General features: G+C 62.7%; 22 protein-coding genes. 8 read left to right on the top strand and 14 right to left on the bottom strand.

The window, feature by feature from the left end; translation table 11 throughout:
* The first annotated feature begins 105 nt into the window (after positions 1–105).
* Genes trmFO through gluQRS form a run of 3 tightly spaced genes read left to right on the top strand, consistent with a single transcriptional unit; the run spans position 106 to position 3,008 of the window.
* Entirely contained in the window at positions 106–1,464 is a 1,359-nt protein-coding gene (gene trmFO, locus GO499_RS04585; protein WP_161861084.1) for a methylenetetrahydrofolate--tRNA-(uracil(54)-C(5))-methyltransferase (FADH(2)-oxidizing) TrmFO, read from the top strand.
* Positions 1,465–1,510: 46 nt separating this feature from the next.
* The gene (locus GO499_RS04580) at positions 1,511–2,131 is read left to right on the top strand and encodes a class I SAM-dependent DNA methyltransferase (RefSeq protein WP_348520799.1); all 621 of its coding nucleotides are present in this window, start codon (positions 1,511–1,513) and stop codon (positions 2,129–2,131) included.
* The gene (gluQRS, locus tag GO499_RS04575) at positions 2,109–3,008 is read left to right on the top strand and encodes a tRNA glutamyl-Q(34) synthetase GluQRS (protein ID WP_161861083.1); all 900 of its coding nucleotides are present in this window, start codon (positions 2,109–2,111) and stop codon (positions 3,006–3,008) included. The genes GO499_RS04580 and gluQRS overlap by 23 nt, the downstream gene beginning before the upstream one ends.
* Here gluQRS and hisI read toward each other — a convergent pair.
* Complete coding sequence (hisI, locus tag GO499_RS04570; protein WP_161861082.1) at positions 3,003–3,362, bottom strand: phosphoribosyl-AMP cyclohydrolase; 360 nt, start codon at positions 3,360–3,362, stop codon at positions 3,003–3,005. The two genes, gluQRS and hisI, sit on opposite strands and share 6 nt — an antisense overlap.
* Positions 3,363–3,438: 76 nt before the next feature.
* Between hisI and GO499_RS04565 the strand changes: the two genes are divergently transcribed.
* Complete coding sequence (locus GO499_RS04565; RefSeq protein WP_161861081.1) at positions 3,439–3,885, top strand: iron-sulfur cluster assembly scaffold protein; 447 nt, start codon at positions 3,439–3,441, stop codon at positions 3,883–3,885.
* Between the two features lie 21 nt (positions 3,886–3,906).
* On the opposite strand, the gene GO499_RS04560 is transcribed toward GO499_RS04565, so the two are convergent.
* The 7 genes from GO499_RS04560 to sciP all read right to left on the bottom strand — a co-directional run bounded on the left by GO499_RS04560 (position 3,907) and on the right by sciP (position 12,780).
* A complete protein-coding gene (locus GO499_RS04560) occupies positions 3,907–5,427 on the bottom strand; it encodes a M10 family metallopeptidase (protein ID WP_161861080.1) in 1,521 nt (506 codons plus the stop codon).
* A 378-nt stretch (positions 5,428–5,805) separates the two neighbouring features.
* Positions 5,806–5,928: a hypothetical protein gene (locus GO499_RS19630; protein ID WP_284154895.1), complete on the bottom strand. Its 123-nt coding sequence runs from the start codon at positions 5,926–5,928 to the stop codon at positions 5,806–5,808.
* A gap of 142 nt (positions 5,929–6,070) precedes the next feature.
* A complete protein-coding gene (gene recG, locus GO499_RS04555; protein ID WP_161861079.1) occupies positions 6,071–8,161 on the bottom strand; it encodes an ATP-dependent DNA helicase RecG in 2,091 nt (696 codons plus the stop codon).
* Positions 8,158–10,272, bottom strand: coding sequence for an NAD-dependent DNA ligase LigA (ligA, locus tag GO499_RS04550; RefSeq protein ID WP_161861078.1), 2,115 nt, complete (start codon positions 10,270–10,272; stop codon positions 8,158–8,160). Before ligA ends, recG begins: the two co-directional genes overlap by 4 nt.
* A gap of 538 nt (positions 10,273–10,810) precedes the next feature.
* Positions 10,811–11,350: a LysE family translocator gene (locus GO499_RS04545; protein WP_161861077.1), complete on the bottom strand. Its 540-nt coding sequence runs from the start codon at positions 11,348–11,350 to the stop codon at positions 10,811–10,813.
* 333 nt (positions 11,351–11,683) lie between these two features.
* Positions 11,684–12,400: a response regulator transcription factor CtrA gene (gene ctrA, locus GO499_RS04540; RefSeq protein WP_161861076.1), complete on the bottom strand. Its 717-nt coding sequence runs from the start codon at positions 12,398–12,400 to the stop codon at positions 11,684–11,686.
* 101 nt (positions 12,401–12,501) lie between these two features.
* Complete coding sequence (gene sciP, locus GO499_RS04535; RefSeq protein WP_161861075.1) at positions 12,502–12,780, bottom strand: CtrA inhibitor SciP; 279 nt, start codon at positions 12,778–12,780, stop codon at positions 12,502–12,504.
* A 125-nt stretch (positions 12,781–12,905) separates the two neighbouring features.
* Between sciP and mnmA the strand changes: the two genes are divergently transcribed.
* From mnmA to GO499_RS04515, 4 genes are all read left to right on the top strand, one after another.
* Positions 12,906–14,060: a tRNA 2-thiouridine(34) synthase MnmA gene (gene mnmA / locus GO499_RS04530; protein WP_161861074.1), complete on the top strand. Its 1,155-nt coding sequence runs from the start codon at positions 12,906–12,908 to the stop codon at positions 14,058–14,060.
* A 388-nt stretch (positions 14,061–14,448) separates the two neighbouring features.
* Positions 14,449–15,624, top strand: coding sequence for a Hint domain-containing protein (locus tag GO499_RS04525; protein ID WP_161861073.1), 1,176 nt, complete (start codon positions 14,449–14,451; stop codon positions 15,622–15,624).
* A gap of 130 nt (positions 15,625–15,754) precedes the next feature.
* Complete coding sequence (locus tag GO499_RS04520) at positions 15,755–17,131, top strand: M20/M25/M40 family metallo-hydrolase (RefSeq protein WP_161861072.1); 1,377 nt, start codon at positions 15,755–15,757, stop codon at positions 17,129–17,131.
* Positions 17,128–18,153 (top strand): lyase family protein, encoded by a 1,026-nt coding sequence (locus tag GO499_RS04515; protein ID WP_161861071.1) that lies wholly within the window; start codon positions 17,128–17,130, stop codon positions 18,151–18,153. The genes GO499_RS04520 and GO499_RS04515 overlap by 4 nt, the downstream gene beginning before the upstream one ends.
* Positions 18,154–18,256: 103 nt before the next feature.
* Here GO499_RS04515 and pcaC read toward each other — a convergent pair whose 3' ends face one another.
* Genes pcaC through GO499_RS04485 form a run of 6 tightly spaced genes read right to left on the bottom strand, consistent with a single transcriptional unit; the run spans position 18,257 to position 24,416 of the window.
* Positions 18,257–18,634 (bottom strand): 4-carboxymuconolactone decarboxylase, encoded by a 378-nt coding sequence (gene pcaC / locus GO499_RS04510; protein ID WP_161861070.1) that lies wholly within the window; start codon positions 18,632–18,634, stop codon positions 18,257–18,259.
* A complete protein-coding gene (pcaD, locus tag GO499_RS04505) occupies positions 18,631–19,410 on the bottom strand; it encodes a 3-oxoadipate enol-lactonase (protein WP_161861069.1) in 780 nt (259 codons plus the stop codon). The genes pcaC and pcaD overlap by 4 nt, the downstream gene beginning before the upstream one ends.
* Entirely contained in the window at positions 19,388–20,461 is a 1,074-nt protein-coding gene (locus tag GO499_RS04500; protein WP_161861068.1) for an acyltransferase family protein, read from the bottom strand. Before GO499_RS04500 ends, pcaD begins: the two co-directional genes overlap by 23 nt.
* Positions 20,461–20,730 (bottom strand): hypothetical protein, encoded by a 270-nt coding sequence (locus GO499_RS04495; RefSeq protein ID WP_161861067.1) that lies wholly within the window; start codon positions 20,728–20,730, stop codon positions 20,461–20,463. The genes GO499_RS04500 and GO499_RS04495 overlap by 1 nt, the downstream gene beginning before the upstream one ends.
* Before the next feature lie 9 nt (positions 20,731–20,739).
* On the bottom strand, positions 20,740–21,651 hold the full coding sequence (locus GO499_RS04490; RefSeq protein WP_161861066.1) for a histone deacetylase family protein: 912 nt from the start codon (positions 21,649–21,651) through the stop codon (positions 20,740–20,742).
* A complete protein-coding gene (locus GO499_RS04485; RefSeq protein WP_161861065.1) occupies positions 21,651–24,416 on the bottom strand; it encodes a bifunctional [glutamine synthetase] adenylyltransferase/[glutamine synthetase]-adenylyl-L-tyrosine phosphorylase in 2,766 nt (921 codons plus the stop codon). The genes GO499_RS04490 and GO499_RS04485 overlap by 1 nt, the downstream gene beginning before the upstream one ends.
* Positions 24,417–24,425 lie beyond the last annotated feature (9 nt).

Raw genomic sequence — 24,425 nt, 5'->3', positions numbered from 1 at the left:
GGACAGAAATGCGGGCCGTCCGGCGCGGAGCATATCTTCGCGCCGTAAGCTTGCAGTCCCTACCCGCCCCTTCCCTTTTCCGCTGTTAGCGCCTAAATCCCGCCCATGAGCACCCCAATCCACATCGTCGGCGGCGGCATGGCCGGGTCCGAGGCCGCCTGGCAGATCGCCGAGGCCGGCCAGCCCGTTGTTCTTCATGAAATGCGTCCTGTCACTGGCACATTCGCCCATCAGACCGACGGCCTCGCCGAACTCGTCTGTTCCAACTCCTTCCGCTCCGACGACAGTGAGCAGAATGCCGTCGGCCTCCTACATTGGGAAATGCGTGCTGCCGGTGGCCTCATCATGCACACAGCCGATCGCCACAGCCTGCCTGCCGGCGGCGCTCTCGCCGTCGACCGGGAGGCCTTTTCTGAGGAAGTCACCGAAAGGCTCAACGCCCACCCCAATGTTACCATCGAACGGGGCGAGATCACCGGCCTGCCGCCCGAAAGCTGGGGCAGCACCATCATCGCAACCGGCCCTCTCACGTCGCAGGCCCTGGCGCAGGAAATCTTGGCCGCCACCGGCGAAGATGCACTCGCCTTCTTCGACGCCATTGCGCCCATCGTCTACGCTGACAGCGTCGATATGGAAAAGGCATGGTTCCAATCCCGCTACGACAAGGGCGAGACGGAGGAGGATCGTACCGCCTATCTCAACTGTCCCATAGACAGGCAACAGTATGAAGCCTTCCTCGACGCGCTCCTCGCCGCCGAGAAAACGGAATTCAAGGATTGGGAGCAGGACACCCCCTACTTCGAGGGCTGCCTGCCGGTGGAGGTCATGGCCGAACGCGGCCGTGAAACCCTGCGCTATGGTCCGATGAAACCCGTCGGTCTCACCAACCCGCACAACCCGACCGTAAAAGCCCATGCCATCGTCCAGCTTCGGCGGGACAATGCGCTCGGCACGCTGTTCAACATCGTCGGTTTCCAGACGAAGATGAAATACGCTGCACAAACGCAAGTGCTGCGCATGATCCCTGGGCTGGAGAACGCGGAGTTTGCCCGTCTCGGCGGCATCCACCGCAATACCTTCATCAATTCGCCGCGCCTGCTGGACGAGCAGTTGCGCATGAAGTCCCGTCCCGATCTCCGCTTCGCCGGCCAGATCACCGGCGTCGAAGGCTATGTCGAAAGTGCCGCCATGGGCCTGCTCGCCGGGCGTCTCGCTGCGGCAGAAGCGCTCGGCAACGCGCTGCGGCCACCGCCGCCCACCACCGCCATGGGCGCACTTGTCACGCACATCACCGGCGGTGCGGAAGCGAAGACCTTTCAACCCATGAATGTCAATTTCGGCCTCTTCCCTGCCGTCGAAGGCCTGAAGGGCGGCCGCCGCGGCCGCAAGGATCGCTACAAGGCCTACACAGACCGTGCCAAGCAGGATTTCACAGCTTGGCTAGGGCAGCACGCCGCCGCCTGAAGCTGGACACCATCCCAAGTGACGCTAGACTGTCATGAGGGATGGTATGATGAACAAGAAATACCTCGAAACGGTCTATGATCTTCAGGGAAAGGACGAGACCCGAAGCTTCTACGACGACTGGTCGGCGAGCTACGACGATGAAGTGCGTGAAAATGGCTATGCCACGCCCGCCCGCGCAGCCGCCGCCCTCAGGTCACTTACCCCCGATCTGAATGCGCCCTTGCTCGACATCGGCTGCGGCACGGGGATGAGCGGCGAGGCCATGCATGCCGCCGGCTTCACCACCATCGACGGCACCGATTTCTCCCCGGAGATGCTGGCGAAGGCCAGAGCCAAGGGGGTTTATCGCAACCTCGTTCAAACCGACCTCACGGATCCCCTGCCTTTTGCCGCCGGCGATTACACGAGCATCGCCGCCATAGGCGTGCTGACACCCGGTCATGCACCAGCCGACGTTATGGACGATCTCCTCGCACTTCTGCCCAGAGCCGGACGCCTCGTCTTCTCGCTGAACGATCACGCGCTGCAGGATCGCAGCTACGCTGGCCGCCTGCGGGAAAATACAGATTGCGGCCACGCGATCATCGAGTTCAAGGAACACGGACCCCACCTGCCGAAGATCGGCCTGAAATCCACCGTCTATGTCCTCCGCAAGGCATTCTGAGCGTTTCGCCCCGTCGCCCACCGGCCCCCTGCACCTAGGCCATGCGTTCTCCGCCCTCACTGGCTGGCAGAACGCCCAGGTGGACGGTGGCACCTTTCTGCTGCGGATCGAGGATATCGACAGGTCCCGCGCCCGCCCGGAATGGGAAAGCCAGATCTTCGAAGATCTCAAATGGCTGGGACTGGACTGGCCGCAACCGGTCCTGCGCCAGTCAGAGCGCCTCCCAGCCCATCAGGAAGCACTGGAAAACCTTTGGAAACGAAGGATAATTTACCCTTGCACCTGCCGCCGCCGCGACATTCAGGCAGCGCTTTCGGCACCACAGGAAGGTGTATGGACCACAGGCCCGGACGGCCCTGTCTATCCCGGCACGTGCCGACACCGCCACAGCCGCACCGGCCCACTGCCTGAGGGCGATATCACGCTCAGGCTCGACATGGCCGCCGCCACCAGCGCCACCGGACTACTCGATTTTACGGAAACCGGACAGAGCCCCAGGGGCGTAACCGGCGACATCTCGTTTGCGCCGACCAACCTCGTCTCATCAGCCGGTGATATCGTCCTCGCCCGCCGCGATCTGGGCACTTCCTATCATCTCGCCGTCGTTGTGGATGATGCATATCAGCAGATTACCCACGTCACGCGCGGGCAGGATCTGTTCGAGGCGACCTACATCCATGTTCTGCTCCAGCACCTGCTCGGCCTGCCAGTACCGGTCTTTCATCACCACCGGCTGATCCGGGACGAGGCCGGAAAACGTCTCGCCAAACGCGACGATGCCCGCGCCATCGCGCACTACCGCGCCGAAGGTGCAACCCCCGGAGATATCCGTCGCATGATCGGCCTCGAAACCTCCGCGGGACATGCCAAGCTATAGCGGATCTTCCGTCACAACTTCCTGTCCGTCTCGGATTTCAGTGTAGAAGCAATGCCGCCGTCCCGTGTGGCACGCCGCGCCGACCTGTGTCACCTGCATCAGGATGCAGTCACGATCACAGTCGATCGCCAGCGACACCAGTTTCTGAACATGCCCGGAGGTCGCCCCCTTGCGCCACAATTCCTGCCGGCTGCGGCTCCAATAGGTGACATTCCCGGTAGCCAGCGTCGCGTCGAGGCTCTCCCGGTTCATCCACGCCATCATCAGCACCTGCCCGCCCTCGGCATCCTGCGCAATGGCGGGAACCAGCCCGTCCTGCGTCCACCGCAATGTTTCAGGATCGAACTTGGCCATCGCATACCCTTCCCAGACAATGGTTTTGCCCCTATCTATGGGGTTAACCCAGCGATGAAAAGCGCAAGGAATACCGATGCCCGACGGCGATATGATCAAGCTCTACTCCAAGCGCATTCTGGCGCTGGCGGCTGACATTCCACACACAAGTCGCCTGACAGCTCCGCAGGCAACAGCGATGAAGCGATCACCACTCTGCGGCTCGACCGTAACCGTGGACCTTACCGTGAAGGACGGTCGGATCGTTGAGTACGGGCAGGACGTCAAGGCCTGTGCCCTCGGTCAGGCTTCCGCTGCCGTTTCAGGCGCCAACATGATCGGCCGCACGCAGGAAGAAGTTACCCGCGCCCGCGATGAACTCCGCGCCATGCTCAAGGAAGGCGGCCCTGTCCCGTCCGCACCATTCGATGGCTTCGACGTGCTTGAACCGGCGAAGGATTACAAGAACCGTCACGCCTCCATAATGCTCACGCTGGAAGCGACGCTGGCCGCTATGGAAGAGGTGAAGGCGAACTGCGCCTGACGGCGCACGCCTGCATCGGTTTCAAATGAAGATGAAGACGTCGGCTGCGAAATCGCTGACATTGATCTCGCCGTTGCCGCTCCGGATCATCAGCGACTCGCTGCCTCCGACTTCGCGCACCAGGATGCACTCCTCAGTCCTCTGAACGAATTCCAGATCGCCCTCGTCCACCAGCCCCCAACTAGCGATGTCGATCAGATCGCCCGCTTCCCAGTCCTGGATGAAGTCGCGCTGATCGTCATGGGCAAGAATGAAGACGTCCAGATCCTCCCCACCCCACATCCTGTCCACGCCCCAGCCGTCATGCAACTCGTCGTTGCCGTTGCCGGCCCGCAGAAAGTCATTGGCGGCGCCCCCGAAAATCAGGTCGTCGCCACCCTTGCCCATCAGCCTGTCACTGCCGGAGCGTCCCTCAATCCAGTTGGCACAGTTGTTGCCGAAGACAAAATCGTCGCCCGTCCCGGCGATCACATTCTCGATCAGGGTTCCGACGGCCAGTGTCAGGTTGCCGACACCACCGCCCACGTCCGAAGTCCGTGGTGCGGTATGGCTTTCGCTGGTCCTGCGCACATCGATGCGCTGATCCATGGCGAAACCGGACAGATCGATCGTGTCTTCCCCGCCGCCGTCGACAATCGTGACTGCGTTGTTTGACAGGTAGTCTACCAGATGCGCATAGGCAGCCGAACTGCTCTCCTGCACCGAGGTATGAAAGCCCCAGACGGTATCGCCGAGATAGGCCCCGGCCGATCCATATCCAAGATCGCCGTAGAGCGAATCGAGCGCTAGCATGTCCGCCGCCATCGGCCCGATCACGTGGCCATAGGTAGCGTTGACGGTCGGGTTGGCGATCTGCGAGAAATACGACATCATCGACAACTGCCAACTGTCATTGTCGAACGAGCGGCTATCTGCCCATGTGACGTGCTCGCCGTTGTAATTGCCCATGTGGCCAAGGCCCATGGCATGACCGATCTCGTGAATGACGGTCCGGTAAATGCCATCGCCCACTTCCGTCTGACCGGAATAGAAATCCGGGGAAATGTTGATCTCCACCCGGCTCGTCGTTTCCGTGCCCTGATAGATGAAATATCTCGCGCTGGCGCCGCTCATCGCGTCGCCAAAGAAGATATCCACTTCGTTGGTGACTTCAGTCGATTCGACGAACTGGATACCGGTCAGCGTCTCGTACTGGCGGAATGCCTCCCGCACCAGTTCCTGCCGCGCCACATCCATGCCGTCTTCGTCGTTGAAGTAACCGGTGACATTGTAGGTGATCACGCCATCATTGGAGCCGATTCCGCTGCTGGCCAAGTTGAACGTATGGCGGGCGCGGTGGGTCTCTTCCCAATAGCCGTCGGTCAGGTAAGTCGAAAGTTCTGTCAGGGTTCCCGGCGTCGGAGCCGCATCGGCACCGCCTTCCACCTCCGGATGATCCTCCGGCCCGTGGTCTTCTCCAGTCTCTTCGGATCCATGACTGTGAACGAAAGCCGGGTCGACCGTCACTTCGACGACCTCCGGCCAATCTCTGGCATCAGGCAACGCTACAATCCCCACTCTTAAGCGTACGCATACATACAAACTCCACAATCACCACACCAAATACACAGTAGCCTGCGGCGTGCAGCACTGAAAATCACAAATTGGGCAATTTGACGACAATTATCTCCAAATTTGATATGTGATTAATGCGATCCTGCGCCGCCGCGCATGATCCGGTCGCAAGTCCGGCAGACACCGCCCCCGATTCCCCCTCCGGACCTGCCCCGGCTACCCGCCGATCAAAAAAAAATCGCCGCGATCCCCAAAAGGATGCGGCGATGAAGTGGCGTTCCCGTCATGAAGGGGCCGGCGCAGGCAGGGCCGCCCTCACATCAAAGATGTGTCATGTTGCAAAGGGTCCGCAGGCAAAGTCAGTGATCAGAGCATACCCGGTACGAAAAGGGCAGAAATCACCATGACGCATACCGCCGCCAGTCCCGCCGTGTCAGCAACCCACCCCTTGGGCTCTTCCCGAACTGCGCGGCTCAACGATGCGTACATGATGATCTCCTTTCGTTCCGTGTTGCCTGATTGTTCTCATTTTCTTAACCCTTCGTCAAGAACTTTGTGCGAACAAAATGCAAAATTAAGGCTACCTTAGCAATTTCATACGGTTATACGCGGCGCCCCAACCCCCTCCGGGCTAACCCACACCCAGCAAAAGAATCGCCTTGTCCTGCTCCATCAGGTAAAGCAGCACCCGCATTGCCTTGCCGCGGAAACTCTCCAGTTTCGGGTCGGCATTCAGCAGCAGTCGCGCATCGTCCTGCGCCGTCTTCATCAACGCCGCCTGCCCTTCCAGATCGGCGATGCGGAATTTCGGCAGACCCGACTGCTGCACGCCCAGCACATCGCCCGCGCCCCGCAGCTTCAGGTCGGTCTCGGCGATCCGAAAACCATCCTCAGTCTCGCGCATCATCTCCAGCCGCGCCCGAGCCGTCTCCCCCAGAGGTCCGGAATAGACCAGCATGCAGGTGGATTTGCCGCTGCCCCTCCCCACCCGCCCCCGCAACTGGTGCAGTTGCGCCAGGCCGAACCGCTCGGCCCCCTCGATCACCATGATCGTCGCCGCAGGAACGTTGACACCCACCTCAATCACCGTTGTTGCCACCAGCAATTGCAATCGCCCGGCAACGAAATCTTTCATCACCGCGTCCTTCTCGGCCGGTGGCATCTGCCCGTGGATCAGCCCGACGCGGCCCTCGCCCAGCGTCGCGCGCAATGACTTGAAGCGCGCTTCTGCCGCTGTTGCCTCAACCGTCTCCGATTCCTCGACAAGTGGGCATACCCAATAGGCCTGCCGCCCCTCTGACAAAGCCCGGTCGAGCCGCGTCACGACTTCGTCGAGCCGCCCGGCGCTGATCAGCACCGTATCGATTGGCTGCCGCCCCGGTGGTTTCTCGTCCAGCACCGAAAGGTCCATATCGCCGTAATGTGCCAGTTCGAGACTGCGCGGTATCGGTGTCGCCGTCATCACCAGCACATCGACAGCCGCCCCCTTCGCCCCGAGATCCATGCGTTGCCGCACACCAAACCTGTGCTGCTCGTCGACAACCGCCAGACGCAGATCGGCGAAAACCACGTCACGCGAAAACAGCGCGTGTGTTCCCACAAGTATCCCGATCTCCCCCGCCGCCAGCGCCGCCATCTTCGCGGCCCGCGACTCGCCCTTGTCTCGCCCCGTCAACACCTCCAGCCGTACGCCCGCTGCCTCAGCCAGCGGCACCAGCGCCTCCAGGTGCTGGCGCGCCAGAATTTCCGTCGGCGCCATCAGCGCCGCCTGCCCCCCGGCCTCCACCACCGCCAGCATCGCCATCAGCGCCACCAGCGTTTTGCCGGATCCGACATCGCCCTGCAGCAACCGGTTCATTCGCCGGGGTGCCCCAAGGTCGCCGACGATCTCGGCGACTGCACGGTCCTGCGCCCCCGTCGGCGCATAGGGCAGCGCCGCCAGCACTGCCCGGCGCAAACGACCGTCCCCTTGCGTCGCTCGTCCCTTCTTGCGCCGCTCCGCAGCGCGGGCCAGCGCCAGTGTCATCTGATGCGCCAGAAGCTCATCATAAGCCAGCCGTTCCCGTGCCCGGCTCTGGGGCGACAGCGCCGCCGACCCATCCGGCGCATGGGCTGCCCGCAGCGCCTCGCGCCAGTCCGGCCATTCCGCCGCCGCCTTCACCGTGGGTTCGATCCATTCCGGCAGAGCCGGCGTCTTGTCCAGCGCATCCGCCGCCGCCCGCGCCATCACCTTTTGCGTCACCCCCTCGGTCAGCGGATAGACCGGCTCGAACTCCGGCAAAGCGGTCGATTCATCCAGCGGAAGAATGTGCTCGGGATGCACCATTTGTGCCACCCCGTCGAACAGTTCCACCTTGCCCGAAACGATCCGCCGCTGCCCCATTGGCAGAACCTTGCGCAGCCAGTCGATGCGCGGGTGGAAGAAGATCAGATGAAAATCCGTCTCGGCGTCCCGCACAGTCACCCGGTATGGTCGCCCCCGTCCGGAGGGGGCCTGATGCAACACCACCTCCACTTCCACGGTCACGACCCCGGGCAGTGGTGCGCCCTGCACACTCTTTCGCAGCCGCCGGTCGACCACGGCCGTTGGCAGGGTGAATAACAGATCTCTCGGCCTTGTAATTGCTGGCTTTTCCAGTGCCGTTCGGATCTTCGGGCCGATTCCGGCGAGTCCCTCCAGATCACCGAACAGCGGAAACAGGATCTCCGGACGCCCACTCACGAAACCAGCGCCCGCCAGTCTTCCTCGCTCAACACCTTAACGCCCAGCGATTCCGCCTTCGTCAACTTGGAGCCGGCCCCCGGCCCCGCCACCAGAATATCCGTCTTCGCCGACACGGATCCCGAAACCTTCGCGCCGAGCGCCTCCGCCTGCGCCTTGGCCTCGGCCCGTGTCATCGTCTCCAGCGTCCCCGTGAACACGACGGTCTTGCCCGCCACCGGAGAGTCGCCGGCGACACCTTCGGCATCCTCGATAGTCAGATGCTGCACCAGCCGGTCGACCGCCGCCCGCGCCTCCGCCTGGTGGAAGAAGTCGACAAGGGCCCCAGCCATCACCGTTCCGACGCCGTCTATTCCGTTCAGCGCCTCCCATTCCGGGCCCTCGTGATCCCGCGCCGCCGCCATTTCCGTCCGAAATGCTTCCCAATTGCCATAGCGTCGCGCCAGCAATCCGGCAGAACTCTCGCCGACATGCCGGATGCCGAGGCCGAAGATCAGCCGTGCCAGCGGAATGCTGCGTTTCTCGTCGATCGCCGCGAACAGATTTTCCGCCGATTTCGCCCCCCAACCTTCGCGATTCTTGAGCGCCTGAATTTGCCCAGGACCAAAGCGCTCCTTCAGCCTAAAGATGTCACCCGGCTCCTTTATCCAGCCATCGGCGAAGAACGCTTCCACCTGCTTGGCTCCCAGCCCCTCAATGTCGAACGCAGCCCGGGAGACAAAGTGCTTCAGCTTTTCCACCGCCTGCGCTGGGCAGATCAGGTCACCGGTGCAACGTGCCACCGCCTCACCTTCCGGCCGCACCACGTCGGAGCCGCATTCCGGGCACTTCGTCGGGAACTCATACGGAACCGAACCTGCGGGTCGCCGCGAAACGTCCACATCCCGCACTTTCGGGATCACATCGCCCGCGCGATACACTTCAACCCAGTCGCCGACACGAATGTCCCGCCCTTCGCGAATTTCCGCCCCGGTACTGTCGCGGCCGGCAATGTAATCGGCATTGTGCAGCGTTGCGTTGGACACCACGACACCGCCCACTGTCACCGGTTTCAGCCGCGCAACGGGCGAGAGGGCTCCAGTTCGGCCCACCTGGATTTCGATGGCCACCAGTTGCGTCACCGCCACCTCCGCTGCGAATTTGTGGGCGACAGCCCAACGCGGTGTGGTGGACCGAAAACCGAGCCGCGCCTGCAAACCCAGATCATCAACCTTGTAGACGACGCCGTCGATATCGTAGCCCAGCAGCGCCCGTTCGGCGGCGATCGCCTCGTAATGCGCCAGCATCTCTTCAACACCGTTGCAAAGCTTCGTTTGTGGATTGGTGGCAAAGCCAAGCGCCTTCAGCCGCGCCAGAGAACCGGACTGGGTTCTCGCCAGAGGCTCCGAAATCTCGCCCCACGCATAGGCGAAGAACCGCAGCGGCCGCGACTGCGTGATTGTCGGATCGAGTTGGCGCAACGAACCTGCAGCGGCGTTTCGCGGGTTGGCGAATGTCTTGCCCCCCGCCGCTTCCTGCCGCGCATTCAGCGCCGCGAAGTCTTCATGCGCCATGTAAACCTCGCCCCGAACCTCCAGGACCTCAGGTGCGCCATCCAGCGCCTCCGGAATGTCGTCGATCGTCCGCGCATTCGCCGTGACGTTCTCGCCTTCCTCGCCGTCGCCGCGCGTTGCCGCCTGCACCAATTTACCGGCCTCGTAACGCAGCGAGAGCGAGAGCCCGTCAATCTTCGGTTCCGCCGTGAACGACAGTTGCGTATCCTCGTCCAATCCCAGGAAACGATGTATCTGCCGGTCGAAATCCCGCACGTCGTCTGCATTGAACGCGTTGCCGAGGGACAGCATCCTAACGCTGTGCCGTACTTTCGCAAAACCTCGCGCCGGCGCAGCGCCAACCTGCTCGCTGGGGCTGTCAGCCCGCTTCAGGTCGGGAAAACGCGCCTCGATCTCGGCATTGCGCCGTTTCAATGCGTCGTAGTCCGCATCAGAAATTTTCGGTGCGTCATCGCGATGATAGGCGATGTTCGCGTCAGCAAGCAGTTCCGCCAGCCTGGCAAGTTCGGCCGCGGCCTCCTCCCCCGATAACTCCCCTACGCCCTTCGCAGCCGCCATCCCAACCTCCCGGACTCACGCCGCCAAGGTGTAGCGCCGGGACGGAAAGAGGTCCACTCCATCGCTGCATGGCGCACGCCCAGTTTCGCTCACATGCGATTGCGGCTTTGATGGTCCGGTAGGACCTGGAGCGAACCCGGTCATTCACGCCATAATTCGGAAACCAAACCACATCGCGAGCTATACTTTGCAACCACGGTCACCACGTCAGGACGAGGTTTGCCCCGCACTATCCGAGGATAGTCGTTCGGAAGTCTGATTTGTCACCCGGCGGTGACCTATAATTCCGGCCGTTATAAGAACAGATGTACCGCAATGATCGCGACGGACCTCCCGATTGGCAATTTATGAAACGTCGCGCACAGTCGGCTCCTTGCGATGGCCTGTCAGTGACGTGGCAACGGGCCACGTCAGGCATTGTTGACCCGGCAATCCCCAATTTCCTTGTGAATTCAGGCTTGCGCCCACGGCTCTCGAAAGGTGCGCAGTTCAGACGAGGGTGCCGTCAGCAACAGTCACTCGAACACCCGGTACGCATCTAGGCAGCCCTTTCCGACTTGCAGAGCACAACGGCCGCGGTTCCCATCAGACCAGCAGATCCACGATTGACGACCCTCCGCCGCAACGGCGTCAACGCATGCGCGCCAACCAAAGCGCCCGCCGATACCCAAAACAGCGCAGCCACACCTTCGACAAGCAGGTAGTGCACTCTCAAGGCGAACAATTGCGGCAGAAATGCCGTCAACAGCAAACTGGCTTTAGGGCTGCCCATGAGCGTCAGAAATTCACGGCGCATCAATGACGAGACTTCGGTGGCTTCGATTTCAGTGCGAACATCAGCCGTCCAGAATTGCCACGGGAGATAGAGCAGATATGCCACGCCGATCCATTTCAGCGCGACAAAGGCGATTTCCGAGGTTCGTAACAGTGCATCAAGGCCGGAGGAAACGAGAACGACCAGTACCGCCCAAGCCGCAAGGCCGCCGAGAATGCTTCTTGCCGTCCGAAGCCAACCTGCTCTTGATGCCGAAACAAATGCCAAAAGATTGTTTGCAGCGGGCGAAGCGCCCAGCAGCAACGCAGTTGGCCGAAAAACCAGTAATCGTTCAATGCTCTTGCATATACCTTGCAGCCCCCCCCGTCACCACAGCGGGTGGACCATTAAAACACCCCATCGCCACGCGGAGGTCACGTTCGATCATCTTGCAACATTGTAGGGTCAGGAGTGATAAGGGAGTGTCTGGGCTGACGATTACCGTTCGCCGCGCCATCTGCTGGGGGCCGCTTCACCGCCGACGCGAGCGATCCGGATCAGCCCGAAATCAGCCCAAACGCTGGAACCTGCCTTGCCAGACGCCGGACAACACGGTCAACCGGCGCACCGGAACGTCTTCAACCTTGTCCGCTTGCTTCAGGCGCCGACAGCCAGCTTGCCGGGGCGCTCGGTATCTTCCACTGGATCACGGAGCACATAGCCGCGCCCCCAGACCGTCTCGATGTAATTGTCACCGCCGGTCGCCTCGGAGAGTTTCTTGCGCAGCTTGCAGATGAACACGTCGATGATCTTCAGTTCCGGCTCATCCATGCCGCCGTAGAGATGGTTGAGAAACATCTCCTTTGTCAGCGTCGTCCCTTTGCGGAGGCTCAGCAGTTCCAGCATCTGGTATTCCTTGCCGGTCAGGTGCACTGGTACACCATCAACCTCGACCGTCTTGGCATCGAGGTTCACCTTGAACCGCCCCGTTTCGATCAGCGATTGCGCATGGCCCTTGGACCGGCGCACGATGGCGTGAATACGGGCGATAAGTTCCTCGCGGTGGAACGGCTTCGTCATGTAGTCGTCGGCACCGAAACCGAAACCCTTGATCTTGTTCTCCGTGTCGTCGAGACCCGAAAGGATCAGGATAGGTGTCTCGATCTTGGACATCCGCAACTGCCGCAGCACCTCGTGCCCGTTCATGTCGGGCAAATTCAAGTCGAGAAGGATAAGATCGTAGTCATAGATCCTGGCGAGATCGATCCCTTCTTCCCCGAGGTCAGTCGCATAGACATTCAGGTTGGCGCTGGTCAGCATCATTTCGATGCTCTTCGCAGTCGTCGGGTCGTCCTCTACCAAAAGTATTCGCATCTTTACCCTCCAAAACTCGGCTCACTCTCCGCGGATCGCCTCGATGATTAGGGACCAATGGTTAATGCGGTATTACTTTTTCAGAAGATTAACTACTATCGTTAAAGTTGTCTATACTTTTGCAGCGATGTCGCCTTGAGCGCGCGGCTGCCGTGAGTCTGCAATGCGACACGCCAGCTATGCAGCTCTTCCGCCGAAAGTCCGTACATATCGCAGGCTTCCTCTTCCTGGATAAGACCGGCGTTCACAGCGTTCACCACCGCCGCCTTCCGCCGCGCAACCCAGCGGGTCGTGCCAATATCAGGCAGGTCCGCCCGGCTCATCCTTGTCCCGTCCGGCATCGTAACAAAAACCGGCCCCTTTTCGCGTCGTATATACATCTCTCACCCCTTTGGTCTTGCACCCGGGGCGTGGTTAAACCTCCAGTTCTTAAGCTCGCGTGAAACGGGGGGTTGAGACTGCATCGACTTTTATTATATCTCGCAGGACCCAGAGAGCACCGGACATGCCCAAAGACAGCGCCACATCACAGATCGGGCTGAACAGCCTCGGCTTTGCCAAACCACCTTCGGAGACGCGTGTGCTCGTGGCGATGTCCGGCGGGGTGGACAGTTCCGTCGTCGCCGCGATGCTTGCCCGCGAAGGCTACGATGTCGTCGGTGTCACGCTGCAACTCTACGACCACGGCGCGGCCCTCGCCAAAAAGGGCGCCTGCTGCGCCGGGCGCGACATTCACGATGCCCGGCGGGTGGCGGAGGAAATGGGCTTTCCCCACTACGTGCTCGACTACGAGAACCGTTTTCAGGAAGCCGTGATCGACGAATTCGCCGACGCCTATCTCGCCGGCGCCACCCCGATCCCGTGCATCCGCTGCAACGAGCGTGTCAAATTCCGCGATCTGCTGGAAACCGCCAAGGATCTGGAGGCGGACTGCATGGCCACCGGCCACTACATCCAGCGCATGGGCGGCGCGTCGGCTGCCGAACTGCACCGCGCTGCCGATCCGGCCCGTGACCAGAGCTATTTCCTCTTCTCCACCACGCAGGAACAGCTCGATTATCTGCGGTTCCCGCTCGGACATCTGAAATCCAAGGACGAAACCCGTGCTCTCGCGCGCGAGTTCGGGCTGATTGTCGCCGACAAACCCGACAGCCAGGATATCTGCTTCGTCCCGAATGGTTCCTATGCCGCGGTGATCGAGAAGCTCCGCCCCGGTGCCGCCGAACCCGGCCGCATCATCCACATGGATGGCCGCGACCTCGGTGAGCATCGCGGCGTCATCCACTACACGATCGGTCAGCGTCGCGGCCTCGGCGTTGGCGGCGGCGAGCCGTTCTATGTGGTAAAGCTCGACGCCGACCGCCGCGAGGTCATCGTCGGTCCCAAGTCGGCCCTGTCACGAAGCCTGATCCCTGTACGGGAAATCAACTGGCTCGGTGATGTGCCCTTCACGGATGGCCCCGATGGTGGCTGGCAGGTCGAGGTCAAGGTCCGGTCAACCCGGCCACCCCGGCCAGCGACCATTCGTCCGATATCCGAAACCACAGCGGAAGTGGAGCTGCTGGCAGCCGAGGAAGGCATTTCGCCGGGTCAGGCCTGCGTGTTCTACGATACCGATGGATCGCGCGTGCTGGGCGGCGGCTGGATCCATAAAGGCTGAGTCGCCAACGCTGCGGCGCAGCATTGGCAGGTCTTGCCAGTCTGGGTAGCTTGCTGCTTTCTTTGGCTCTTGCTGGCGGAAATTGGCCGAGGCTGGCGCGTCGGAACTGTAAGGATTCAACTTTCCCGACACATTCGGCTCATCCGAAAAATCGGCGAATTACGGTAAAATCCGCGCTAAAATGGTGCTTTTCCTGGGCGATGCCACCCAAAGCAATCGACGCGTGCATTTTCTTTTTCAATTAAATCAATGCAATTTAATAAAAGTATTTTACTAGGTTAATATTTTGTTTGCCGCGCCGCATCAGCCGCCTATATGCATGCCGGCATATATATGAGTATGACCGCTATGGTTGTGGTCAGCTCATTGAAACACGCAGGAGATCCAAGTGGCTGATATTACACTAACGACGGGTGACGACACATTTACGAGTGCAACCAGCGGTAGTGGGGGCGTAGGGGCCGGCGACGATACGATTCAGGCGCTTGCCGGCAATGATACGGTCAATGAGGTTGGCGCCAATGGCGACGACATCATCGCGATGGGCGACGGCGACGATACTCTGAACGTCAGCGGCACGCCCTTTGGCGCCAACGAGGAATTCTATCTCGGCGCGGGCGCGGACGATTACAACATGGCCGACGGGGCCGGGAACGCGTTTATTGACGCCGGTCTCGACAGTGATGTCGACACGCTCGAACTCGGCGGGTTCGCATCCAGCGGTTCCCAGATCGTCAGCATCGAACCCGGTCGCGAGAACGACATCATCACCGGCTTCAAGGCCGGCGGCGGTGGCGGGCAGGATGGGTTCTACATCGGCGATGCGGATATTGCTGACTATGCTGTCGTGAAGAATGCGCAGAACTCCTTCACGATCAGCTACACGGACCCGAGCACCAGCGACGTCACGACCTGGAGCCTCACGACGATCGACGATTTTTCTAATGCGTTTACCCCGGCGGATATCCTCGCGACGTTCCAGGACAGCTCCACCTTCACACCGGATGCAGCCCCCTGCCTTGCGGCAGGCACGCTTGTCGAGACCGCAGACGGCCTCGTCGCCGTGGAAGATCTCGTGGCTGGCGATCTTGTCGTCACCAAAGACCGCGGTCTTCAGCCGGTTCGCTACATTGCCATGCGCACAGTGCCGGCCATCGGCGTCACCGCTCCTGTGGTTATCGCCACCGGCGCTCTCGGCAATACCCGCGACCTGATCGTTTCCCCAAATCACCGCATGGCTGTATCCGGCGCCCGCGTCGAAGCCCTGTTCGGTGAAAGGGAAATGCTCGTCGCCGCCGAGGACCTGATCGACGGCGACCGCATCTATCGCAAGGTGGGTGGTGAAATCACCTACGTGCACGTCGCCTTCGACAACCACGAGATCATCTTCGCCGAGGGTGCAGCCACGGAATCCCTGCAGCCGCTGGCAGCCGACGCAGCTCTCTTCGGCGGCAAGGCCTACGAGGAACTTGTGGCTATCTTCCCCGAGCTTGCCAACGGCGACCGTGCGATGCAGATGGCCCGCCCGGTGCTGCGCCCGGCGGAAGCCGCGCTGCTGAACTGACCGCACGCCCTTAGACATGATCGGAAGGCCCGTGCTCCGGCGCGGGCCTTTTTCATGGCGATTACCCCTTTTCTTCCGCCTCTGGCATCGCCACTCTCTGGCGCAACAGCCGACAGGAAAAGGGGCAGCCATGACACTCGATACCATTCTCCGCACCGCCGACGCCCAGATCGACGGCGCCGTCTCCCGCCTCTTCGACCTCCTGCGCATCGAGAGTATCTCGACGGACCCGGCCTACGAGGAACCCTGCCGCGCCGCCGCCGACTGGCTCGTTCGCGAGCTTACGGAACTCGGTTTCGATGCCAGCCGCCGTGACACCACCGGCCACCCGATGGTCGTCGCCCATCACAAGGCCGACGGGCCGCATATCCTTTTCTACGGTCACTACGACGTCCAGCCCGTCGATCCGCTCGACCTCTGGGACAAGGATCCGTTCCATCCGGCGCTGGAAGATACACCCGGCGGCAAGGTCATCCGTGCCCGCGGCGCGTCGGACGACAAGGGCCAGTTGATGACCTTCGTCGAGGCATGTCGCGCGTGGAAAGCTGCCACCGGCACCCTGCCCGGCAACATTACCCTGCTGTTCGAGGGCGAGGAAGAGAGCGGTTCCCCCTCGCTGATCCCCTTCCTGAAGGCCAATGCCGAAGAACTGAAAGCCGATCTCGCCCTTGTCTGCGACACCGGCATGTTCGACGCGGAAACCCCCGCGATCACAACGATGCTCCGCGGCATGGCGCAGGAGGATTTTACCATCACCGGGCCGGACCGCGACCTTCATTCCGGCATGTACGGCGGACCCGCCATCAACCCGATCCGCGTCCTCACCCGCATCCTCGCCGGTCTGCATGATGATACCGGCCGCATCACTCTGCCCGGCTTCTATGATGGTGTGCCCGACCTTCCCGCCGAAGTGCAGGAAAGCTGGGACGCCCTGCCCTTCGACGCCGAAAGGTTCCTCGGCGATGTCGGCCTGTCCGAACCGGCTGGCGAGCAGGGCCGCAGTGTACTGGAGCAGATCTGGTCCCGGCCGACATGCGACATCAACGGTATCTGGGGCGGCTATACCGGCGCCGGCTTCAAGACAGTGCTCCCCTCGAAAGCCAGCGCCAAGGTCTCGTTCCGGCTGGTAGGAGAGCAGGACGCCGCGAAGATCCAGCAAAGCTTCCGCGACTACATCACCGACAGCCTGCCACCGGATTGTTCAGTCGAATTCCGCGGCGGTGACCCTGCAAATGCCACGACATTGCCGATAGACGCGCCGGAATTCGCCAAGGCACGCGCCGCCCTGTCCGATGAATGGCCCAACGAGGCGGTCTTCGCCGGCTGTGGCGGTTCCATCCCCATCGTTGGCCATTTCCGCACCTATCTCGAAACCGACAGCCTGCTGATCGGCTTCGGCCTGGATGACGACAACATCCACAGTCCGAACGAAAAATACAGCCTTACGAGCTATCACAAGGGCATTCGCAGCTGGATCCGCGTGCTGGACGCGCTCACCACGTCATGAGCGCCTACGCCCATCCGCTCCTGACAGACCCGGAGGTGGCGACCCTCTTCTCCGAAGAGCGCCTGATCGCCGAGTGCATCGCCTTCGAAATCGCGCTGACGAAAGCCTTGGCCGCCACCGGCCGGGCCGAGTCCGCAGATGCCGAGGCAGCGCTGGCAGCCCTCGCCAGTTTCAAGCCGGACATCGCGGCGCTGCGTGAAAGCACCCGTGACGACGGCCTTCTCGTTCCCGGCCTGACCCGACAGATCAAGACCCATATCGGCCCCGATGCCGCCCGTGCTTTCCACACCGGCGCCACCAGCCAAGACCTGCTTGATACCGCCACGGCCCGCATTCTCCGGGATCTGTCATCGCTGTTCGCACCGCGTCTCGCCGCCATTCTCGAAGCCCTCGCAGCCCTGGAAGCCAGGCACGGCAGTCGCCCGCTCATGGCACGCACCCGTCTTCAGGCGGCCCTGCCGATCACCGTCGCCGATCGCATCGCCACATGGCGTGCCCCCCTGATCGAGGCCGGCAACCGCCTTACGACGGTCACGGCCGCCACCGCCATCCTCCAGTTCGGCGGCCCGGTCGGCACCCGTGACGATCCCGATCTCGCCACCGCCATGGCCGACAGCCTCGGCCTTGCTGTGCCGGAGCGGCCCCGCCACACCGACCGCAGCCACCTCGCCGATTACGCGCACTGGCTCTCGCGCCTCGCCACCGCCCTCGGCAAGATCGGCCTCGACACCGCCCTCATGGCCCAGCAAGGCATAGGCGAGGTCCGCCTGTCAGGCGGCGGCACCAGTTCCGCCATGCCCCACAAGCAGAACCCCGTTCGGGCCGAAACCCTCGTCACCCTCGCCCGCTGGACTGCAACAATGCTTCCAACCATGACCGGCATCCATGAGATGGAGCGCTCCGGCATCGCCTGGGCCGGCGAATGGCTGGCCTTGCCGCAGATGGCGGAGTCCACCGGCGCGGCATTGTTGGCCGCCGAAGAATTACTCGGCCAGATCGAGGATTTCGGCAGCCCGGCATAGCCGTTTCAGACCCACGGCGCAAAGGCCACCGGCTCCGATGCGCGAAACCGGGGGCGGACATTTCCGCAAATCAGAAGGCAACCTTAGGCCGAATTTTCCGCCGTCAATCCGCTTCCATCTCCGCGTAGGTCGCCTTCGCCAGTTTCAGCGCATGGTTGGCGCGCGGTACACCGGCATAGATCGCCACGTGTTGAAACACCTCCAGCACATCCTGCTTGCTCGCACCCGTATTGGCGGTGGCGCGGATATGCATCGGGATCTCCTCAAAATTGCCGCAGGCCGCCAGCAGCGCCAGCGTCAACATCGAGCGTTCGCGCAGGCTGATCCCGTCGCTGGCCCAGACGGTGCCCCACGCCCCTTCCGTGATCAGGCCCTGAAACGCCGTGTCGAACTCAGTCTTCGCTGCCTCCGCCCGGTCGACATGGGCATCGCCCAGCACTTTCCGGCGCACCTTCATACCAGCGTCAAATCGTTCGTTCATAGTTCCTCCAGAAAACCGTTCAGGATAGCCGCATACTCGGCGGGCTTTTCCACGCAAGGCAGGTGCCCCGCACCCCTGATCAGTGCAAAACGTGCGCCGGGAACCAGCCCGGTGACTTCACGGACGACATCTGGCGGGCTGGCGCCGTCTTCGCTGCCCGCGATACCCAGTGTGGGCAACCGCAGGCCGGACGTGGGGGTAATGAAATCGGTGCCGGCAATGGCCGCGCAGCAGCCCAGATAACCTTCGACGGGCGTCCGCTCCAGCATCGCCCGCCACAGCGCCAGCTCCGGCGTCCCGCGGAACGCGTCGGAAAACCAGCGTTCGAGGATAGCGTCCGACAGCGCAGAGATTCCACCCGCCGCGATCGCATCCATCCGGTCCTGCCACATCTGCGCGGTGCCGAGTTTCGCTCCGGTGTTCGACAAGACCATTGCCGAGACGAGATCAGGTCGCTTCACGGCCAGCCCCTGCGCGATCATGCCGCCAATCGAAAGGCCGACGAAGATGCAGTCGCGAACCTGCAGATGGTCCAGAAGACGTTCAGCGTCCCGCACCAGTGCCCCCATCGCATAGGGGCCCTTCGGGCATTCGGAAAGTCCATGCCCGCGCTTGTCGAAGCGGATGATCCGGTAACCGGGCGGCAACAGCGGCAGCAGCGCATCCCACAGCCTCAGATCCGTGCCCAGAGAATTGGCGAAGATAAGTGGCCTGCCCTCCGGCGTGCCATCCTCACGCCAATGCAAGGATAGATCACCCAGATCGGCTATTTTCATTTTCCTGCCTCCCTTTGCTGTTGCGGCCCGCACGCAGGGCCTTGCGTGCCGGTTCCTCCACCAGATGGTGCAACGCCACCGAGGCGAGGTAAATCGCCGCGACGATCGCCATTGCCTGCGGGGTCGTCAGCGGATCCACCGAAGACAGGCCCAGATATGCGCGGATCACCATCACCACCGGCATGTGCACCAGGTAGGTCGCATAGGAAATCCGCCCAAGGTAGACCGCAGCCCGCACATGCCGGCCTTCTTCCAGGCGGAACTCCGACGTCGCGGCGAAGAACACGATCGCGCCAAGCACCGGCGACAGGATTATCCAGCCACCGGCAAACCCCAGCATCGCCGCGAGCAGCAGGAGCAAGCCGAGCAAGATCAGCCGAGACCGCCGCGCATCCGCATCCCCCCCCGCCGGCACCATCCGATAGACGGCGATGCCCAGCAGAAATTCCGGAAACAGCCGCAGCAGGCCGTAGCCGTAGGAAAGATAGTAGTATCCGTTGCCGATGCCCGAGGTCGCTGCCAGCACCACCGCATGCACTGCCAGCGCGATCATCAGCCCCTGCTGCGGTGTCAGCCGGAAAAAGCCCCGGATGATCCACGGCAAACAGAGATAGGCGACGAATTCCGCGCTGATCGTCCAATCCGGGAAATTCCAGCTCGATATCCCGAAAATCGCCCAGACCTGCAGCATCAGCAGGTGCAGCGGCAGATCATGCCAGATGGCCCGCAGTCCGGCTTTCGCGATGGCTTCGGGAATAGTCAGCGCCAGCACCACCAGAAACAGCGTGACAACCAGATGCAGCGGGTAGATCCGCGCGAAACGGTTGCGCACGTAGTCGCCGTAGGAAAACGCTCCCGCCGTCAGGATGTCGCGGGCATACACATGTGCCAGCACGAAACCCGACAATACAAAGAACAGATCCACACCAATAAAGCCACGGTGCAGGAGGTCGATGAAAAAACCGCTGCGATCTCCGGGCGAATAATAGACGTGGAACAGAACCACGAGTGCCGCCCCCAACCCGCGGAGCATCGTCAGCCCGTGCACCATCAGCGCTGCGTTCTCCGCCGCCGCGTGCGGCGCGAAGCCGGCTTGCTCGCGGTGTCCTCTTCCAGCACACGCGTCATCGGATGGTCTGGGTTTTTCGGGCCATAGTGGTCCCGCAGGACCAGCACGGCCGACCGCGAATCCTGATCCGCGTCCAGACCCATCGCCCAGTCAAAGAAGATCGTGCGACAGTCCTGCGGGGTGATGCCCTCTATGCGATAGGCCTCCATGATCAGGCCACGCGGGTCCAGCGGATGGTCTCCTTTCGGCATCGTACCTCCTCAGCCCCGCGCCAGTTCCGCCGCGGCCGCCCGGAACATCGCCGCATGGCGGGCCCCGAGGGCGGGCATGTCCGTGTCATAGCCGCCACCGAGCACCCCGACAACAGGAATGCCAGCGGTCCGCACGGTGGCAAATACATAGGCCTCCCGCTCCGCAAGCCCGGCGTCGCTCAGTGACAGACGCCCGAGGCGGTCCGCCTCATGCGGATCGACCCCGGCATTGTAGAACACGATTTCCGGCCGCACCTCCGCCAGCAGTTTCGGCAGCACGCCCGCAAGAACGGCGAGGTAAGCCGCGTCGCCGATACCGTCCGGCAGTGCAACATCCTCGTCGGAGACGGCCTTGACCGCCGGGTAGTTGCGCTCCGCATGCAGCGAAAAGGTATGCACCGCCGGACAGTCTGCGAATATCCGGGCGGTGCCGTCACCCTGATGCACATCAAGATCGAGAATCAGGACCCGTGACACCTGCCCGGCATCCAGCAGCGCCCGCGCCGCTACCGCGACATCGTTGAAGACGCAGAACCCCGCACCACCTTCCGGCCCGGCATGATGGCTGCCACCGGCGGCATTGCAGGCGGCGCCATGTTCCAGCGCCAGACGCGCCGCCAGCGTCGTCCCGGCGGCCGACAGCCGCGCGCGCCGCGCCACCCGTTCGGTATCCGGCAGACCGATGCGCCGCACCTCGTCCGGTCGGCAGGTCTGGGTGAACACCCGGTCAACGTAATCCGGCGCATGGCAGGCAGCGATTTCTGAAAAGCGGGCGGGCGCCGGAGCCAGGTAGCCGCCAACTTGCGGCAACAGACCATCTGCGATCAGCGACTGCCGCAGATAGCCATATTTCGACATCGGAAAACGGTGCCCCGGCTTCAACGGCGCCATGTAGTCCGGATGGTAGACGATCGGCAACATCAGCCGATACCAGCATCGATCACCGCCGCCGCCGCCTCGGCCTGGATGGTCAGTTCCGCCTCCAGCGCTTCAATGTCGGCCACGCCCAGCGCACGACACAGCACTTCCGCCGCGCCGGTGCCCATCTTGTCGCGGTCCAGCGTGCCCTCGACCGCCACCCGAGCCAGATGCTGCACTGTCGAGAAGGCCCGGTAGGCGGTGGAGAGCGTCCGGGCATCCGCAGGGGTCAGATACCCCCGGTCTGCCAGCGCCGACAGCATGTCACGCGGCGCATGGCTCTCCACCAGTTGCTCCGTCAGGGCACCGGCCTGCAAGTACAGATCCATGTCGAGAAGCCTTCCCGGCCCGGTCTTCACATCCCAGATACTGCCGCTGCCCTTGGCCTCCAGCAACCGGCGGCGCATATCGCGCATGTCCGCCATCACCTCGTCACGCGGTCGGGCCGCGCACAGGCCCTCACGCACCGCCGTCTCAATCCGGGCCCGCAGCGCCGGTTCTCCGGCAACGGCCACCACCCGCGCGCGTGTCAGCGCCAGATGTTCCCAGGTCCATGCTTCCTCTTGCTGGTACTTGGTGAAACTCGCCAGGCCCGTGGCCACAGGTCCCTGCCGCCCCGAGGGCCGCAATCGCATGTCCACTTCATACAGCCCACCTTCGGCCGTCGGCACCGTCAATGCCGACAGGAACGCCTTGGTCAACCGTGAATAATAGACGGCAGCGTCAAGGCTCTTCGGGCCGTCTGACGCTTCCACGCCTGCCGCATCGTAGATGATGATCAGGTCGAGATCGGAGGAGGCCGTCATCTCCCGACTGCCCAGCTTGCCCATACCCACCACGGCCAGTCCGGCACCCGGCGGTCGTCCGAACCGCACGGCGAATTCATCCACCACCAGCGGCAGCAACGCCCTCACGGCGGCTTCCGCCAGATCGGCGTATTCGCGCGCCGCCTCCTCGGGTGGAGCCAGTCCGCGCAGCAATTGCACGCCCACCCGGAAGTGCCGCTCGCGCACCCAGACGCGCACGCTATCCAGTGCGCGCTCGTAGTCGCCCACCTCATCCAGCACGGCCCGCAACTCCGCTTCCAGCGCATCGCAACCCGGCAACGGCCGAAAGAAGTCGGCACTCAGAAAGGAGTCCAGCACATGCGCGTTGTGTCCAAGATAGCCGGCCAACCGCGGCGCGACAGCACAGATTTCAACCACGAGATCCAGCAGTTCCGGCCGCGAGTCAAACAACGAAAACACTTGAACACCGGCTGGCAAGCCCCTGATAAACCTGTCGAAGTGCACCAGCGCCTCATCCGGCGCACGTGCGGTGGCCAACCGTGCGGAAATCTTCGGCAATAGCCGTCGGAAGATATTGCGCGCCCGGTCGGAGCGCAGCGCCGGCAGGCTCTGCCACCCGTCCACCCGCTCCAATGCCGCCTCCTCATCGGCAAACCCGGTCCAGTCGGCCTGCACCGCCTTGTCCGGGGCGAAGAAATCCTCCGTTGCCGCGTGTACCGCCTTGAATCGTGCCGCCTCGTGCGCTTCGAATGCCGCGGCATCCTGCGCTCCGCAGAACAAGGCCAGCCGACTCCGACTGTCATCGCTCTCGGGATAGGTATGGGTCTGCGCGTCGTCCAGCATCTGCAATCGGTGTTCCAGCACCCTGTGGGCGCGATAGGCCGTCGCGAGATCCGCCGCCAGGTCGCTTGGCACCCAGCCACCTTCGGCCAGTGCCTTCAAAGCCGGACATGTACCACGCAACCGCAGCTCCGGTTGGCGGCCGCCGAGGATAAGCTGGTGCGTCTGCGCGAAGAACTCGATCTCGCGGATACCGCCCTGCCCCAGTTTCACGTTGTGGCCCGGCAACCGGAAAGGACCGGCCAGTCCCTTGTGCTCACGGATACGCAGCCGCATCGTATGCGCATCCTCGATTGCCGCAAAATCGAGGTGCCGCCGCCAGACGAAAGGCCGGAGATCCTCCATGAACCGCTCGCCTGCCGCGATATCGCCGGCACAGGGCCGCGCCTTGATCATCGCCGAGCGTTCCCAGCCGCGCCCCTCCGCCTCGTAATACCGCTCCGCCGCACCGACACCGATCACAACCGGCGTCACCGAAGGGTTTGGGCGCAGCCGCAAATCGGTGCGAAAAACATACCCCTCGGACGTGTTGTCGGACAGTATCCGCACCAGCTTCTGCGCAATCCGCACGAAGATCCGCCGCACATTCTGGTAATCCTCCGCCGGATAAAGCGTCTCGTCGAACAGCAGAATCAGGTCGATGTCCGACGAATAGTTCAGCTCATGCGCCCCCATCTTGCCCATGGCCAGCGCGAACAATCCACCGCAGGGCGCACCCACGTCCGGCAGCTTGCCGCGGGCGATCTCGGCATCCACCAGCGATCGCATCGCCGTATCGACAGCCCGATCCGCCACCTCGGTCAGCGCCCCTGTCACCTGTTCCAGCGTCCAGTCGTTGGACAGATCGCCCAGCCCGGCCCACAACGCCGCCCGCGCCTTTGTCCGGCGCAGCATGGATGCCAGTTCAGCCCCCTCTTCCGCCTCAAAACAGCGCGCCAGCCCCTCTTCCCGGCTCAGGGGCAAAACCTCCCGCAGCCATTCTTCCTCTCGCGCCAGCAACCCGGCGAGGTACGGGCTGCACCCGGCCGCTCCAGCGGCCAGGTCCGCGATCGTGGTGTCTCGGTAGCGTGCCCGCGCCTCCTCGGCCGGGGCGGAGGCAAAGGGCAGCGGCGGGGCGATGGCGGGATGCGAAAGGCTCATGCCCCCAAA

The sequence above is a fragment of the Algicella marina genome, assembly GCF_009931615.1.
In the GTDB taxonomy this organism is placed as follows: Bacteria; Pseudomonadota; Alphaproteobacteria; order Rhodobacterales; family Rhodobacteraceae; genus Algicella; species Algicella marina.
The sequence above is the reverse complement of the archived record's forward strand: the minus strand, read 5'-3'. Positions and strand labels throughout refer to the sequence as shown.

Excerpts from the sequence above, each read along its gene's own strand:
- GO499_RS04580 (WP_348520799.1), top strand. The coding sequence starts at position 1,511 with ATGATGAACAAGAAATACCTCGAAACGGTCTATGATCTTCAGGGAAAG.
- hisI (WP_161861082.1), bottom strand. The coding sequence starts at position 3,362 with ATGGCCAAGTTCGATCCTGAAACATTGCGGTGGACGCAGGACGGGCTG.
- trmFO (WP_161861084.1), top strand. The coding sequence starts at position 106 with ATGAGCACCCCAATCCACATCGTCGGCGGCGGCATGGCCGGGTCCGAG.
- GO499_RS04490 (WP_161861066.1), bottom strand. The coding sequence starts at position 21,651 with ATGTTGCCGATCGTCTACCATCCGGACTACATGGCGCCGTTGAAGCCG.
- pcaD (WP_161861069.1), bottom strand. The coding sequence starts at position 19,410 with ATGAAAATAGCCGATCTGGGTGATCTATCCTTGCATTGGCGTGAGGAT.
- mnmA (WP_161861074.1), top strand. The coding sequence starts at position 12,906 with ATGCCCAAAGACAGCGCCACATCACAGATCGGGCTGAACAGCCTCGGC.
- GO499_RS04500 (WP_161861068.1), bottom strand. The coding sequence starts at position 20,461 with ATGGTGCACGGGCTGACGATGCTCCGCGGGTTGGGGGCGGCACTCGTG.
- GO499_RS19630 (WP_284154895.1), bottom strand. The coding sequence starts at position 5,928 with ATGTACGCATCGTTGAGCCGCGCAGTTCGGGAAGAGCCCAAGGGGTGG.
- GO499_RS04520 (WP_161861072.1), top strand. The coding sequence starts at position 15,755 with ATGACACTCGATACCATTCTCCGCACCGCCGACGCCCAGATCGACGGC.
- GO499_RS04485 (WP_161861065.1), bottom strand. The coding sequence starts at position 24,416 with ATGAGCCTTTCGCATCCCGCCATCGCCCCGCCGCTGCCCTTTGCCTCC.
- ctrA (WP_161861076.1), bottom strand. The coding sequence starts at position 12,400 with ATGCGAATACTTTTGGTAGAGGACGACCCGACGACTGCGAAGAGCATC.
- GO499_RS04495 (WP_161861067.1), bottom strand. The coding sequence starts at position 20,730 with ATGCCGAAAGGAGACCATCCGCTGGACCCGCGTGGCCTGATCATGGAG.
- ligA (WP_161861078.1), bottom strand. The coding sequence starts at position 10,272 with ATGGCGGCTGCGAAGGGCGTAGGGGAGTTATCGGGGGAGGAGGCCGCG.
- pcaC (WP_161861070.1), bottom strand. The coding sequence starts at position 18,634 with ATGAACGAACGATTTGACGCTGGTATGAAGGTGCGCCGGAAAGTGCTG.
- GO499_RS04515 (WP_161861071.1), top strand. The coding sequence starts at position 17,128 with ATGAGCGCCTACGCCCATCCGCTCCTGACAGACCCGGAGGTGGCGACC.
- sciP (WP_161861075.1), bottom strand. The coding sequence starts at position 12,780 with ATGTATATACGACGCGAAAAGGGGCCGGTTTTTGTTACGATGCCGGAC.
- gluQRS (WP_161861083.1), top strand. The coding sequence starts at position 2,109 with ATGTCCTCCGCAAGGCATTCTGAGCGTTTCGCCCCGTCGCCCACCGGC.
- GO499_RS04565 (WP_161861081.1), top strand. The coding sequence starts at position 3,439 with ATGCCCGACGGCGATATGATCAAGCTCTACTCCAAGCGCATTCTGGCG.